Below are 12,710 nucleotides of genomic sequence, written 5' to 3' on the forward strand. Positions count from 1 at the left end.
CTCACCGCAGAGTCAACACGGCCTAGGCCACGAAGACCCGCAGGCCGATCCACAGCGCCACCACACCGGCCACGAGGGTGAGCGGCACCGTCGCCAGCCCGACCCGGCTGAACTCGGTGAACCGAGCCGGCAGTCCTTCGCGATGAACAACATTGCGCCACAGTAGATTTGACAGCGATCCGACGTAGGTCAGGTTGGGGCCGACGTTGACCCCGATCAGCACGGCCAGCACCGCTGGCGGGCCGGCCCCGGCCACCAAGGGAAGCAGAACCAGCACCGCGGGCAGGTTGTTGACCAGATTGGCCAGCACGGCCGCCACCGCCGCCAGGCCCAACAGCGCGGGCAGCGAGTCGCCGACGGGGAGCACGCCACGCATGGCGTCGCCCAGGCCGTTGCGGACGACCGCGTCGACCACGACACCCAGGCACAGCACGAACGCCAGGAACGGCACATTGACGGCGCGTACGATCCCGCCGACGGTGCTGCGACGCTGAGCCAGACTGCGCACGCCGAGCACCACCGCCCCGGCCAGCGCCGCCCAGGCCGGGGACACATCCACCACCGAGGTGACGACGAAGCCCGCCAGCGTCAAACCCAGCACCACGAGCACGAACACCGGAATCTCGGGCGGCGGGGGAGTCACCTCGGCGGCCGGACGGCTCAGCTCGTAGCGGAAAAGCAGGCGCAGTACGACGAATTCGACCGCGATGGCGGCCAGCCAGGGCAGCGCCATCACCGCAGTGAACTGGGTGAAGGACAATCCGGCCACGGCGAAGGCCAACAGGTTGGTCAGGTTCGACACCGGAAACAGCAGCGACGCGGAGTTGGCCAGATGAGCGCTGGCATACGCATGCGGCCGCGGCGGTATCGCCAGAGTGCGTGCGGTGGCCAGCACCACCGGCGTCAACAGCACCACGGTCGCATCCAGGCTGAGCACGGCTGTCGTCATCGCCCCGATCAGGAAGACCCGGGTCAGCAACCGCCGGGAATCGCCCTTGCTGGCCCGGGCCATCAGCGTGCCCGCGGCGTGGAACAGGCCTTCGTCGTCACACAGATGGGCCAGCACCAATACGGCCGCCAGGAATCCGACCACCGGCAGCAGGCGATCGACCTCGGCCAGTGCGTCGTCCGGTGAGATCACGTCGGACACGATCAGCAGCCCGGCGGCCGGGATCGCCACGACGGCCTCGGGCCAGCCCTCCGGCCGCGCCAACGCGAACACCAGGACGACGGCCAGCGCGATGAGCGCGAGTATCAAGTGATCCACGGATCGGCGGGCTGCCACACGGTGGGCAGGTGCAGGCGCACACCGTCGCGTTCGGCCAGCCGGGTCAGCACCCGCATCGACACATCGAGGTCGTCGCCCGCGTACGGCAGCGCGCGCAGCGGCTCGTGCAGCGGGCGGAAGAAATCGTCCCAGTGGATCAGCACCACCCGCCGCGCCCCGACCGCGCGCACCGTTTCGGCCCAGTAGGTCTCGAAATACTGCTCGGACTGCAGCCCGAGCTGGCCGATCCCGAGGTAGACCACCTCGGCGCGTTGTCCCGTCAGGGCGCCCGGCACCGCCCCGGCGCTGCCGACGATCAGCAGCCGGTGGTCGCTGGGCCGATGGTGCACCAGGGTCGACCAGGCTTCTCCGCACTTGTACGCCGCGACCTTGACCGGCGGGACGACCGGTTCGGTGATGATGCCGGGGAATCGGTCCGGCGGGCAGTGTTCGGACTCGAAGAGCGTCACGTCATACGCACCGAGGGTGACGGCGTCGCCCGGAGTGACCGTGACGATCCGGTCGGGAGCCAGGCCACCCCCGACGCCGACCTGAGCGGTCGAAGTACCGCCCACCAGTTGGGCGCCGGTGCGCTCGGCGACGACGGCCGAATCCATGGCGTGGTCGAAGTGGCTGTGTACCGGCAGCACCGCTTCGAGCTTGTCGACGCCGAGGCGGGCCAGGCTGCCGTCGATGCGGGCCAGTGACGGCGCCAGCTTGCGCAGGACCACGTGCGGCAGTGTGGGTCGCGAGAAGAAGCCGTCGGTCAGTACTGCCGACGTGCCGTCATCCACGAGCAGCGTGCTGACCCCCGCCCAGGTGACGGTGACCGGGGATTGCGGTGTGGCCGACGGCGCGTCGAAGAACCGCGCATAGGGGGCCAGGTCAGGTCTGCCGGGCTTGAGCCGCATGGCTTCACCCTAGAACCAGGACCTATCCGTAGCGACGGCGGAACTTCTCCACCTGCCCCGCCGAGTCGAGATGCCGTGCGGTGCCGGTCCAGAACGGATGCGAGTCGTTGGTGACATCGACGACGATCAGCGGGTAGGTCTGGGTCCCGTCCGGGCCAGCCCACTCGATCGTGCGGTCACTGGTGGCCGTCGACCGGGTCAGGAACTGGGTGCCAGTGGCGGCGTCCTGGAACACCACGGGGTGATAGTCGGGGTGGATGTCGGGTTTCACTGGGATTCACCTTCTGTGTGGACGGATGCTGCGGGTTCGTCGATTCCGGGCTGACAGGGTTCTTCGTGCCAGTCCCCGAACGGGTCGGGGTAGTCGGCCCACTCCTCGGGTCGCGCCAGCTCGTCGTCGGTGAGCAGCGCACCGTGCAGCGCCTCGATGACGTCGCCGGGCCGCGCGCCGCAGACCAGGACGGTCAGCGAGATGTGGCGGTCGTCGAACTGGTGGTGCCAGTCGATGGCGGCCATCGCCAGGCGTTCGGGGTCGGTGTAGGCCAGCTCGGTGGAATCCATTGCCGCCAGCCATTTTCCGGCGTTACTGAAATGCATTCCACCGCCTGCGGATTCGATCCACATGACGTCGGCCGGCCGATTGGCGAGCCAGGCCCGGCCGCGGGTGCGCACCACGCCCTCGAGGAGGAGGTCGACGGCGTCGTGTAGGCGCATCGGGTGAAACGGTCGGCGCGCGGCGAATTCGACGATGATGACCTCGTCGTCGGGTTCCAACGGTGGTTCACCGGCCAGGAGTGGATCGTGCGGTGTCGGGGTACGCCCGCGCCGGCTGTTCGGCTCCAGATGTGCCAGGCCGAGTTCCACCTGGTCGGGACCCACGGTGATGCGGGCGCGGGGCGCGAGCCGGCGGAGCACCGACAGGGTAGTGGCCTCGGGCTCGTTGAGCACGAGCATGTCGGCGAACTCGGCCTGGCCGACGACCACCTGGGCGACCGTGCGTCCGTCGGGCAGTTCCTCGTCGCCGACGGACTGTTGCAGCCACACCGTGGCGTCCAGGCACGCGACCACCGCGTCGATGGTGACGTCGCGAGAGGCGGGTCCGTCGATATAGCCGGGTCCGACGTGGACCCGGATGGTGTTGATGGCCCAGCACACGGGCTCGGCCTCCAGCCAGGGCATCAACTGCACGACGATGCGTTCCACGTCGCCACGCCGGTGCAGGCGCCGCAACAGGATCAGCAGGTCGTCGCGAACTGTGCAGGACACGCAACCGTGGGCGAGCTCGAGGGCGAGTTCGGATGTCCCGCTGCCGTCGGACACCGTCCGCAGCACCACGTGTCCGTCAAAGGTGTGGCGCACGAGCACGGTTCCCGGCCTGCGGCCCAGTTCTTCTGCTACGCCGTCGCTGTCACCTTGACCGGCGATCAGCACCACTGGGGTTCGCACCGCACCTCCCGACACAGTTGTTGTTGAAAACGATTATCATTATCGTGAGGCTACCCCATCCGAAGGAGACCGATGTCTGCCCACTGCCAAGTCACCGGGCGCTCGCCCGGGTTCGGCAACACGGTGTCGCACTCGCACAAGCGCAGTCGCCGCCGCTGGAACCCCAATATCCAGACCAAGACCTACTACCTGCCGACCGAAGGGCGCCGGATCCGACTTCGGGTCAGCGCCAAGGGAATCAAGGTGATCGACCGCGACGGCATCGAGGCCGTGGTGGCCCGGCTGCGTAGCGCGGGGGAGAAGATCTGATGGCCAGCACCGACATCCGGCCGATCGTGAAGCTGAAGTCGACCGCGGGGACCGGGTACACGTACGTCACCCGCAAGAACCGCCGCAACGACCCGGACCGGATTGTGCTGCGCAAGTACGACCCGGTTATCCGCCGCCACGTCGAATTCCGTGAGGAGCGCTGATGGCCAAGCGATCCAAGATCGTCAAGAACGAGCAGCGCCGGAAACTCGTGGAGCACTATGCCGAACGGCGGGCCGAGCTCAAGGAGGCCATCCGCAGTCCGGAGAGCACGCGTGAGCAGAAGGCCGCGGCGGTCTCGGCCCTGCAACGTTTGCCGCGTGACTCAAGCCCGGTCCGGCTCCGCAACCGGGACGCGGTCGACGGGCGACCACGTGGTCATCTGCGCAAGTTCGGCCTGTCACGGGTCCGGGTGCGCGAACTGGCGCACCGCGGTGAACTGCCCGGCGTACGGAAGTCGAGTTGGTGATGGCGGCTAATTCTCGGAAGAGCACCAAGAAGCGACCGCCGGCCACCGATCTCAAGAAGCCGAGGCGCAATCAGCTGAAGGCCCTCGGGGTGACCGAGGTCGACTACAAGGACGTCCACCTGCTGCGCACGTTCATCAGCGAGCGGGGCAAGATCCGGTCCCGGCGCATCACCGGCCTCACTCCGCAGCAACAGCGCCAGGTCGCCACGGCGATCAAGAACGCCAGGGAGATGGCGCTGCTGCCGGTGGTCGGCCCGGCCTGACCTACCATCGACGGCGATAGGGCGACTGCGGATCGTGGAAGCCGGTGTGAATCCGGCGCGGTCCCGCCACTGTGATCGATCGACCAGTTTCCGCTGGTCGTCGAGAGCCAGATACGCACCGCAGTCGCCACCTCGCACGCACTGGGGCGGATCTCCCCGGAGAGGATGGGTACGCCCATGGCTGCTCGTTGGCTGACCGCCGGACTGGTATCGCTGCTACTGGTATCGGGGTGCGCCTCGACCGCGGCGCCCGACACCGCAGGCGGCGCCCCACCGGGATTCCCGGTCACCGTGGACAATTGCGGCGTCAGCTCGACCTATGAGCGTCCGCCTACTCGCGCTGTCGCGCTCAACCAGCATGCGATCGAGGTGCTGTTGGCGCTGGGCCTGGAGAATTCGATGGTCGGCACGTCCTATCTCGACGATCGGATCCTGCCGGAGTACCAGGCCGCCTACGACGGCGTTCCGGTACTCGCCAAGGAATATCCGTCCTACGAGTCGCTGCTGGCCACCGAACCCGATTTCGTCTACGGCGGCTGGGACAGCGCGTTCGACGAGAAGGAGGGCCGCGGCAGGCAACGGCTGAACGATGCCGGGGTCCACACCTACCTCAACATCGAGGACTGCCGGGACGAGGCCGTCACCATGTCCACAGTCGATGACGAAATACGGGGCATCGGAACAATCTTCGGCGTCACCGACCGAGCCGAGCAGCAGATCGAGAAGCTCCACGGCGAGCTGGCGCAGTCCGAGGCCAAACTACGCGGGGCCCAGCCGATACGCGTCGCCGTTTACGACAGTGGCGAGGCGACGGTGTTCACCTCGGGCGGCAAAGGCATCGGCAACCTGATGATCGAAGAGGCCGGCGGAGTCAACGTGTTCGCCGATGTCCCCAAGGTCTGGGGTGACGTGTCGTTCGAGCAGTTCGCCGAGCGCGCGCCCGAGGTCATCGTGATCTACGACTACGGGGATCAGCCGGTCGAGGACAAGAAGCGATTCCTCACCGAACATCCTCTGCTGCAGCATGTTCCCGCGGTCTCCCAGCAGCGGTTCGCCGTGCTTCCGCTGTCGTCGGTGGTCGTCGGTGTACGGGTTGGCCGGGCGGTGGAGTCGCTGGCGCGACAGCTGCACCCGGACCGGTTTGCGTGATGCCCTACCGGCTGGTCCTCGTGGCGCTGGCGGGGCTGCTGCTGACGACGATGACCGCCGGAGTGGCGATCGGTTCGGTCTCCATCCCGCCGGGGCAGGTGTGGGCCATCGTGTTGCACTCCGTGCATCCGGGCCTCGTCGAGCAGAGTTGGCCTGCGGTGCGGGAGTCCATCGTGCTCGACGCCCGGCTGCCCCGGGTCGTGTTGGGGGCGGTTGTGGGCGCCGGTCTGGCGGCGTGCGGCATGGCGTTACAGGCCGTGGTGCGCAACCCACTTGCCGATCCCATGCTGCTGGGTGTCTCCTCGGGAGCCTCGGTCGGTGCCGTCGCCGTGCTGGTGTTCGGTGCCGGCGCGTTGCAGGCACTGACCTTGCCGCTGGCGGCCTTCCTCGGGGCCTTCCTCGCGCTCGTCGCGGTCTACTTTCTGGCTCGCACGGGCGGGCGGATGACGACCGTGCGGCTGGTTCTGGCCGGTGTGGCGGTGGCCGAAGTACTGTCCGCGCTGGCGAGCCTGATGATCGTGACCTCTGACGATCCGCACAAGACACAGTCGGCGGTGCGATGGATGCTCGGCGGCCTGGGTGGCACCACCTGGCGCATGGTCTGGGTGCCCGCGCTGGCGGTGATCCTCGGCGTATTGGTGCTCCTGGCCTTCACCCGATCGCTGAACCTGCTCTACACCGGTGAGGAGGCGGCCGCCTCGCTCGGGCTCGATGTCCACCGGTTCCGGGCGGGGATGTTCGTCGTCGTGGCGCTGATGGTCGGCGCCATGGTCGCGGTCAGCGGCACGATCGGATTCGTCGGGCTGATCATGCCCCATGTGGTGCGGCTGCTGGTCGGGGCCGACCACCGCAAGGCGTTGCCGGCTGCGGCATTGCTGGGGGCGGCATTCCTGGTGGCGTGCGACATCGTGGCCAGGACCGTGGCCACCCCGGAGGAACTGCCCGTCGGGATTCTGACCGCACTGGTCGGCGGGCCGTTCTTCCTGTGGCTGATGCGACGAAAGGCCGGGGTGTGACGGTAGAAGTGGTGTTCGACGCGGTGTCGGTGTCGATGCGCGGCAAGCCGGTGGTCACCGATGTCTCGCTGGTGGTCGCCCCGGGTGAGGTGCTGGCCGTGGTCGGGCCGAACGGAGCGGGCAAGACGACGTTGCTGCGCACGCTGTACCGGGCTCTGCGGCCGAGTACCGGACGGGTGCTGGTCGACGGCGCCGACGTGTGGAAGATTCCGGGCAAGCAGGCCGCACGCCGGGTGGCGGCGGTATTGCAGGAAGCCACAGGCGATTTCGAACTCACGGTGTACGACATGGTCGCGATGGGCCGCACACCGTACAAGCGGTCTTTCGCGGCTGACAGCAGTGAGGACCGCGAGATCATCGGCGGGGCGTTGGCGGCACTGGACATCGCGGATCTGAGCGGCGCCGATTATGGCCGGCTGTCCGGCGGGCAGAAGCAACGGGTGCTCATCGCTCGCGCGCTGGCCCAGCGCACCGACGTCATCGTGCTCGACGAACCCACGAACCACCTCGATCTGCGTCACCAGCACGAGGCCCTGCGCCTGCTGCGGGACACGGGAGCGACGGTGATCGCCGCACTGCACGACCTGAATCTCGCTGCCGCGTATTGCGATCGGATCTGTGTGCTCGACGGCGGGGAGGTGGTGACGATCGGGACCCCGGTGGAGGTCCTCACCGTGGATTTGCTTGCCGACGTGTACGGGGTCGCGGCCCGGATCACCGTCGACGCAGGCAGGCCTCAGGTCGGCGTTGTGCCCATGGTGGTGGCGACATCGTGAACATCGGTACCCAACTCGGCGAAATCGCCTCGCTCGGAGGGTTCTTCGCGATCACCGTCGGTGGCGACCCGGCCGGCTGGGTTCCGGTGCAACGCTGCTACGACGACGGCTGCGTCAACCTCGTCGCGAAAACCTCAGCCGGATACCGCACGACCGATCTGCGTATCGGTGCCTCCCTGGTTCAGTTCAGCCACGCATCGCGGTTGTGGTCACCGCTGCTGGCCGGTGCGCTGAAGTACGGTGTGCTGCCCGAGCTGACCGACCTGCAGCGTCATGCCACCAGTACCCAGCTCCGGCTTCCGCTGGCTGTGGGCACACCCGTCGACGGCGCACTGGCAGGGCAGCTGTACCGGCTCGTGATCACCGAGCACCTTGAGCCGCTGGCTGCCGGGCTGAAGGTCAAGATGGCGCCGGGGCTGCTCTACGGCAATGCCGCCGCAGCTCTGGTGGCGGCCGCTCATGAGCTGGCCAGCGCCCGACCGGAATTACGTGACGACGTTCGGCACGTCACCGAATCATTGTTGATCACGGGCGAATTGGCCGGGACGGGTGACCTGACCGAGCTGACATTCCGCCGCCGCAGCTGCTGCCTCTACTACCGGGTGCCCGGCGGGTCCAACTGCGGGGACTGTGCACTGACGAGACCGCGGGTGGGCGTCAGTAGGCGTAAGGATGCTGGGGCGGATCGATGCGGGACGCGGTGAGCACGGTCATGGTCGGAATCGAGCTGCGGCTCGAATCACCTTGTCCCGCAGCGATCATCCCCTCCAGCTCGAACCAGGTGTTCTCCGGATAGCCCGTGACCTGGGCGGCTGCCGGCCCGGAGAGTCGAATGCTGGCGAGCTGAGCGTCGGCAGCGCAGCAGATGATCACCACCCTGGCCAGGTCGGTGCGATCGCCGACGCGCATGCTGAACCCGCTGACCGTGATCCGGCGGTCGTCGAGGGTGCCCGCGGAGTCCTGCGCGACGCGGATCAACACGTCGGGCAGAGACACCTCCGGTGCGACGCCATCGGGCAGCGGTGGAAAGGGACGCCGCAACACATCTGTGGACACCTCGGTCACTGTCGCCGCGTCCGGGCGTATCGCCGGCGGCACGACGAAGGCCAGCAGCGCGATCGGGATCAGCAGCAGCCAGGCGACGCCGCGGGAGTGCGGATGGTCGTGGGGTTCGTCGTTGTCGTGCCCCTCGCCGTCCCGGCCACCGTGCCGGATGTCGCGGACGATCGAAGACAGGGCCAACGCGATCAGCAGAACCGCGGTGGCAGCCAGGTACGGCAGCAGCGCCGGCTTGACGTAGCGGGTGAAGGTGCCGGTGACCGCGATGATCGCGGTGCTGACCCCGATCAGCAGCAGCAGTGCGTTCTCGGTCTCGCGGCTCACTGCGGCCCCAGGATCAGCAGACCGGTGGCGGTCGCGACCAGCGTCGCCACTACCAACGTCGCGGGCGCGAAACGAATCGCGAATGCCCGGCCGAACATTCCGGCCTGCATCGCGAACAGCTTGATATCGACGGCGGGCCCGACCACCAGGAACACCAGCCGCGGTAGCAGCGGCAGCATGGTCAGGCTGGCGGCGACGAAGGCATCGGCCTCCGAACACAACGCCAGCACGACCGCGAGCAGTGCCATGGTGATCACGCCGAGCGCCACCTGTCCGGCCAGATGCTCGTAGACCCACGCCGGAACCAGCACGTGCAGGGCGGCCGCGGCGGCCGCGCCGACGACAAGGTAGGAGGCTGCCGAAAGGAAGTCGTGCCTGGCCGCCTCGGTGAAGACGGTCCACCGCGAGCCCTCGCCGTGGTGCGGCTTGGGGAGGTGGCGGGTGATCCAGTTCGGCCTGCCGAACCGGGCCCAGAGTGCGCCCATGACGAGCGCGGTCAGCAGTGATGCTGCACACCTCGCGACCACCATCTGCGGATGTCCGGGGAAGGCGACGGCGGTCGCCACCAACACCACCGGGTTGATTGCCGGTGCCGCGAGCATGAACGTCAGTGCGGCCGCGCCGACCGCGCCACCGTCTCCGAAAAGGCGGCGCGCCACCGGTACTGAACCGCATTCGCAGCCGGGCAGCGCCGCACCGCTGACGCCCGCGGCCAGGATTGCCGTGCCGGTGCGTCGCGGCAGCCACCGGGCCAGCCGGTCGGGTGTCGCGAAGACTGCTATCAGCCCGCTGATCACCACCCCGAGCGCCAGAAACAGCAACGCCTGAACGAACACGCCGCAGAACACCGTGGCCGCCGTCGCCACGTGGGGGGTGCCTTCGACGAACCTCTGCAGGGTGTTTCCGGCCAGTGCCAACGCGATGATCCCGAAGACGAGGATCTGCATGGAACTCGGCCGCCACCGCGTCACCGCCGGGTTCGCCACCACGCGGCCATCATGCCAGGCAAATCTGTCAGCTGAACGCGGCCAAATTGACGCCTTCGGTGCTCAAACGTTCGCGCACCGCGGTGGCGATCGCCACCGCACCCGGTGAATCGCCGTGCACGCAAACAGATTCCACGGTGATCGGGATGGTGGTTCCGTCCACCGCGCTGACCTGGCCGGCGGCGACCATGCCCGCCACCCGCTCGGCGATCTCCAAGGGATCGTGCAGTACCGACCCAGGTTCGCGTCGTGACACCAGCGTGCCGTTGGGTTGGTAGGCGCGGTCGGCGAAGGCCTCGGCCACGGTGCGCAGACCGCGCTTTCGCGCCTCCTCGAAGAACACCGAACCCGACAGGCCCAGCACCGGTAGGCCGGCGTCGACGCCGTGTACCGCGGCTGCCACCGCGGCGGCCTGTTCGCGGTGGCTGACGATCGTGTTGTACAGCGCGCCATGGGGTTTCACGTAGGTGACGGTGGCGCCTACGGCGTGGGCGATGGCCTGTAGTGCACCGATCTGATAGATCACGTCGGCCGTCAGGTCCTCGGGGGTGACGTCGATGAAGCGTCGACCGAATCCGGCCAGGTCGCGGTAACTCACCTGGGCTCCGATCCGGACACCCCGTGCCGCAGCCTCACGACAGGTGCGCAGCAGCAGCGCCGGGTCTCCGGCGTGGAAACCACAGGCGACATTGGCACTTGTGACCAGGCCGAGCATGGCCTCGTCGTCGCCGAGTTCCCACGCGCCGAAGCCCTCGCCCAGATCGGCATTGAGGTCGACGGAGGCAGTCACGCGACCAGCCTAGGACGACACCGTGTCCGGCCAGCCGTTCTCCGACACGAATTCGGGTAGCGGGCGCGCAGAGGTCCAGTGCTCGATCTCCAGCACCGGCCGGTCCGGGAACTCGGGCACCGGGCCCAGACACAGGATCGCCACCGGTTCGGCGTCGTCAGGCATGCCCATCAACCGGGCCAGCGGCTCCGGCTCGAAGATTGACACCCAGCCCATGCCGAGGCCCTCGGCGCGGGCGGCCAGCCACATGTTCTGGATTGCGCAGGACACCGACGCCAGATCCATCTGGGGCAGAGTGCGGCGGCCGAAGATGTGCCGGTCGCGGTTCTCGCCGAGGGCGATGACGAACAGTTCGGCGCAGTCGAGGATGCCTTCGACCTTCAGGGCCAGGAATTCGTCTCCGCGGGCGCCGAGTGCGTCGGCGGTGTGGGCGCGTTCCTCGTCGACGAGGGCGTGGATCTTGCCGCGCAGCGCGTCGTCGGTGACGCGGATGAACCGCCACGGCTGCATCAGGCCGACGCTCGGGGCCGCGTGGGCGGCGTGCAACAGCCGGCTCAGCACCGCTGGTTCGACAGTGCTGCCGGGGACGAATCGACGCATGTCACGACGTTCGGCGATGGCCCGGTAGACGGCTCGGCGCTCGTCGGGGCTGAAGGCGTGCTCAGACACGGATCGAGCTTAGGCGGGCGGTTGAGAGAGGCGAACACCCGAGCTTATTGAAAATGAATTTCATTAATGATAAGAGTGTGTGGTGCTGACCAATACATCGAAGGTTCTCGCGTCCGTCGGAGCGTTGGCGGTGACACTCATCGGTTGCGCAGGCGGCGAACCGCCGCAGGCAGCGCATGATCCGGTAGCCGATCCGGTCGTGGTCACCTACGACGGCGGTTTGTACGTGTTGGACGGCAACAACCTTCAGGTCAGGTCCGACCTCCCGCTGGAGGGGTTTCTCCGGGTGAACCCGGCCGGTGACGACGCGCACGTGCTGGTGACGACCGACACGGGCTTTCGGCTGCTCGACGCATCGGCGGGCCGGCTGACGGACACCACCTTCATGGCCGACGAGCCCGGTCACGTTGTCGCACACGGTGAACACACCGTGTTGTTCGCCGACGGGTCGGGTCAGATCACCGTGCTGGACCCGCACAGTATCGCCGCGGCCACGCCGCGAATCAGGACCATGACGGCGCCGCAGGCGCATCACGGCGTCGCGGTGGTCCTCGACGACGGCAGTTGGGTGCGTAGTGAAGGCATCCACGACGAGCGCAACGGTGCCGTCGCTTTCGACGGCTCGGATCGAGAGATCGCCCGCACCAATGAGTGTCCCGGGCTTCACGGCGAAACCTTCGCCGGCGTCTCCACCGTGGTCTTCGGTTGCGAGAACGGCGCTTTGGTCTACTCCGACGGCGCCTTCACCAAGATTACCGCGCCGGGAACATATGGCCGCGTGGGAACGCTTCGCGGGCACGAGGATTCACCGTCGATACTCACCGACTACAAGGTCGACCCCGATGCCGACCTGGAGCGGCCCAACCAATTCGCCCTCATCGATACCGTGGGCAATCAGCTGCGTCTGGTGAACCTCCCTGAGTCGGTCAGCTATTCGTTCCGGTCTCTCGCCCGCGGCCCGCACGCCGAAGCGCTCATCCTGGCCACCGACGGCCGGCTCCACGTCGTCGACCCGGTGTCCGGGAACACCGTCAGGACCATCGCCGTGGTCGAGCCGTGGACCGAACCCGATGACTGGGAACAGCCCAGGCCGGGTGTCTTCGCTCGCGGCCACGACGTCTATGTCACCGACCCCACCACCAGGCAGGTGCACCTCGTCGACGTGGAGTCCGGCGAAGTGACCACGTCGGTGACGCTGGATCAGGCGCCGAATGAGCTCAGCGGCACGGTAGGCCACTCGCACTAGTCAGCGGGACCGGCCACGCATCAGAATGTC

At 67.8% G+C, this 12,710-nt stretch carries 17 protein-coding genes and 1 riboswitch; of the genes, 9 read left to right on the forward strand and 8 right to left on the reverse strand.

The features are described from left to right. Nucleotides 1-22: 22 nt before the first annotated feature. From AC4LGL_RS03470 to mrf, 4 genes are read right to left on the reverse strand one after another with little or no spacing between them, the layout of a single operon-like run. Entirely contained in the window at nucleotides 23-1,258 is a 1,236-nt protein-coding gene (locus AC4LGL_RS03470; RefSeq protein WP_491837744.1) for an SLC13 family permease, read from the reverse strand. Then, nucleotides 1,255-2,178, reverse strand: a complete 924-nt coding sequence (locus AC4LGL_RS03475; RefSeq protein ID WP_491837643.1) for an MBL fold metallo-hydrolase — start codon at nucleotides 2,176-2,178, stop codon at nucleotides 1,255-1,257. Before AC4LGL_RS03475 ends, AC4LGL_RS03470 begins: the two co-directional genes overlap by 4 nt. 22 nt (nucleotides 2,179-2,200) lie before the next feature. Next, nucleotides 2,201-2,449, reverse strand: coding sequence for a type B 50S ribosomal protein L31 (locus AC4LGL_RS03480; RefSeq protein WP_491837644.1), 249 nt, complete (start codon nucleotides 2,447-2,449; stop codon nucleotides 2,201-2,203). Continuing rightward, complete coding sequence (gene mrf, locus AC4LGL_RS03485) at nucleotides 2,446-3,624, reverse strand: ribosome hibernation factor-recruiting GTPase MRF (protein WP_491837645.1); 1,179 nt, start codon at nucleotides 3,622-3,624, stop codon at nucleotides 2,446-2,448. Before mrf ends, AC4LGL_RS03480 begins: the two co-directional genes overlap by 4 nt. Before the next feature lie 72 nt (nucleotides 3,625-3,696). Here mrf and rpmB point away from each other — a divergent pair, with 72 nt between their 5' ends. The 8 genes from rpmB (at nucleotide 3,697) to AC4LGL_RS03525 (ending at nucleotide 8,310) form a co-directional block, all read left to right on the forward strand. Then, on the forward strand, nucleotides 3,697-3,933 hold the full coding sequence (gene rpmB / locus AC4LGL_RS03490; RefSeq protein ID WP_036442426.1) for a 50S ribosomal protein L28: 237 nt from the start codon (nucleotides 3,697-3,699) through the stop codon (nucleotides 3,931-3,933). Beyond that, on the forward strand, nucleotides 3,933-4,097 hold the full coding sequence (rpmG, locus tag AC4LGL_RS03495; protein WP_036442423.1) for a 50S ribosomal protein L33: 165 nt from the start codon (nucleotides 3,933-3,935) through the stop codon (nucleotides 4,095-4,097). The genes rpmB and rpmG overlap by 1 nt, the downstream gene beginning before the upstream one ends. After that, complete coding sequence (rpsN, locus tag AC4LGL_RS03500) at nucleotides 4,097-4,402, forward strand: 30S ribosomal protein S14 (RefSeq protein ID WP_491837646.1); 306 nt, start codon at nucleotides 4,097-4,099, stop codon at nucleotides 4,400-4,402. Before rpmG ends, rpsN begins: the two co-directional genes overlap by 1 nt. Beyond that, nucleotides 4,402-4,665: a 30S ribosomal protein S18 gene (gene rpsR / locus AC4LGL_RS03505; protein WP_491837647.1), complete on the forward strand. Its 264-nt coding sequence runs from the start codon at nucleotides 4,402-4,404 to the stop codon at nucleotides 4,663-4,665. The genes rpsN and rpsR overlap by 1 nt, the downstream gene beginning before the upstream one ends. 11 nt (nucleotides 4,666-4,676) lie before the next feature. After that, nucleotides 4,677-4,802, forward strand: a riboswitch (cobalamin riboswitch). Between the two features lie 40 nt (nucleotides 4,803-4,842). Continuing rightward, the gene (locus tag AC4LGL_RS03510) at nucleotides 4,843-5,814 is read left to right on the forward strand and encodes an ABC transporter substrate-binding protein (RefSeq protein ID WP_491837648.1); all 972 of its coding nucleotides are present in this window, start codon (nucleotides 4,843-4,845) and stop codon (nucleotides 5,812-5,814) included. Continuing rightward, on the forward strand, nucleotides 5,814-6,830 hold the full coding sequence (locus AC4LGL_RS03515; RefSeq protein WP_491837649.1) for a FecCD family ABC transporter permease: 1,017 nt from the start codon (nucleotides 5,814-5,816) through the stop codon (nucleotides 6,828-6,830). Before AC4LGL_RS03510 ends, AC4LGL_RS03515 begins: the two co-directional genes overlap by 1 nt. Then, nucleotides 6,827-7,606: an ABC transporter ATP-binding protein gene (locus AC4LGL_RS03520; RefSeq protein ID WP_491837650.1), complete on the forward strand. Its 780-nt coding sequence runs from the start codon at nucleotides 6,827-6,829 to the stop codon at nucleotides 7,604-7,606. The genes AC4LGL_RS03515 and AC4LGL_RS03520 overlap by 4 nt, the downstream gene beginning before the upstream one ends. Then, nucleotides 7,603-8,310 carry a (2Fe-2S)-binding protein gene (locus AC4LGL_RS03525; RefSeq protein ID WP_491837651.1) on the forward strand — a complete coding sequence of 236 codons (708 nt, stop codon included), beginning with the start codon at nucleotides 7,603-7,605 and terminating at the stop codon, nucleotides 8,308-8,310. Before AC4LGL_RS03520 ends, AC4LGL_RS03525 begins: the two co-directional genes overlap by 4 nt. Here AC4LGL_RS03525 and AC4LGL_RS03530 read toward each other — a convergent pair. The 4 genes from AC4LGL_RS03530 to bluB all read right to left on the reverse strand — a co-directional run bounded on the left by AC4LGL_RS03530 (nucleotide 8,264) and on the right by bluB (nucleotide 11,434). After that, complete coding sequence (locus AC4LGL_RS03530; RefSeq protein WP_491837652.1) at nucleotides 8,264-8,989, reverse strand: TIGR03943 family putative permease subunit; 726 nt, start codon at nucleotides 8,987-8,989, stop codon at nucleotides 8,264-8,266. The genes AC4LGL_RS03525 and AC4LGL_RS03530 overlap by 47 nt on opposite strands. Further along, nucleotides 8,986-9,936: a permease gene (locus AC4LGL_RS03535; protein WP_491837745.1), complete on the reverse strand. Its 951-nt coding sequence runs from the start codon at nucleotides 9,934-9,936 to the stop codon at nucleotides 8,986-8,988. The genes AC4LGL_RS03530 and AC4LGL_RS03535 overlap by 4 nt, the downstream gene beginning before the upstream one ends. 67 nt (nucleotides 9,937-10,003) lie before the next feature. Continuing rightward, complete coding sequence (locus AC4LGL_RS03540; RefSeq protein ID WP_491837653.1) at nucleotides 10,004-10,765, reverse strand: LamB/YcsF family protein; 762 nt, start codon at nucleotides 10,763-10,765, stop codon at nucleotides 10,004-10,006. Nucleotides 10,766-10,774: 9 nt separating this feature from the next. After that, complete coding sequence (gene bluB, locus AC4LGL_RS03545) at nucleotides 10,775-11,434, reverse strand: 5,6-dimethylbenzimidazole synthase (protein WP_491837654.1); 660 nt, start codon at nucleotides 11,432-11,434, stop codon at nucleotides 10,775-10,777. Between the two features lie 85 nt (nucleotides 11,435-11,519). Between bluB and aztD the strand changes: the two genes are divergently transcribed. Continuing rightward, nucleotides 11,520-12,680 carry a zinc metallochaperone AztD gene (aztD, locus tag AC4LGL_RS03550; protein WP_491837746.1) on the forward strand — a complete coding sequence of 387 codons (1,161 nt, stop codon included), beginning with the start codon at nucleotides 11,520-11,522 and terminating at the stop codon, nucleotides 12,678-12,680. Nucleotides 12,681-12,710: the final 30 nt, after the last annotated feature.

The sequence above is a fragment of the Mycolicibacterium arcueilense genome, from assembly GCF_058536225.1.

What these genes read in the sequence shown, in the direction of transcription:
- rpmB (WP_036442426.1), top strand. Translation starts at nt 3,697, where the DNA reads ATGTCTGCCCACTGCCAAGTCACCGGGCGCTCGCCCGGGTTCGGCAAC.
- AC4LGL_RS03475 (WP_491837643.1), bottom strand. Translation starts at nt 2,178, where the DNA reads ATGCGGCTCAAGCCCGGCAGACCTGACCTGGCCCCCTATGCGCGGTTC.
- rpsN (WP_491837646.1), top strand. Translation starts at nt 4,097, where the DNA reads ATGGCCAAGCGATCCAAGATCGTCAAGAACGAGCAGCGCCGGAAACTC.
- rpsR (WP_491837647.1), top strand. Translation starts at nt 4,402, where the DNA reads ATGGCGGCTAATTCTCGGAAGAGCACCAAGAAGCGACCGCCGGCCACC.
- rpmG (WP_036442423.1), top strand. Translation starts at nt 3,933, where the DNA reads ATGGCCAGCACCGACATCCGGCCGATCGTGAAGCTGAAGTCGACCGCG.
- AC4LGL_RS03510 (WP_491837648.1), top strand. Translation starts at nt 4,843, where the DNA reads ATGGCTGCTCGTTGGCTGACCGCCGGACTGGTATCGCTGCTACTGGTA.
- AC4LGL_RS03535 (WP_491837745.1), bottom strand. Translation starts at nt 9,936, where the DNA reads ATGCAGATCCTCGTCTTCGGGATCATCGCGTTGGCACTGGCCGGAAAC.
- AC4LGL_RS03515 (WP_491837649.1), top strand. Translation starts at nt 5,814, where the DNA reads ATGCCCTACCGGCTGGTCCTCGTGGCGCTGGCGGGGCTGCTGCTGACG.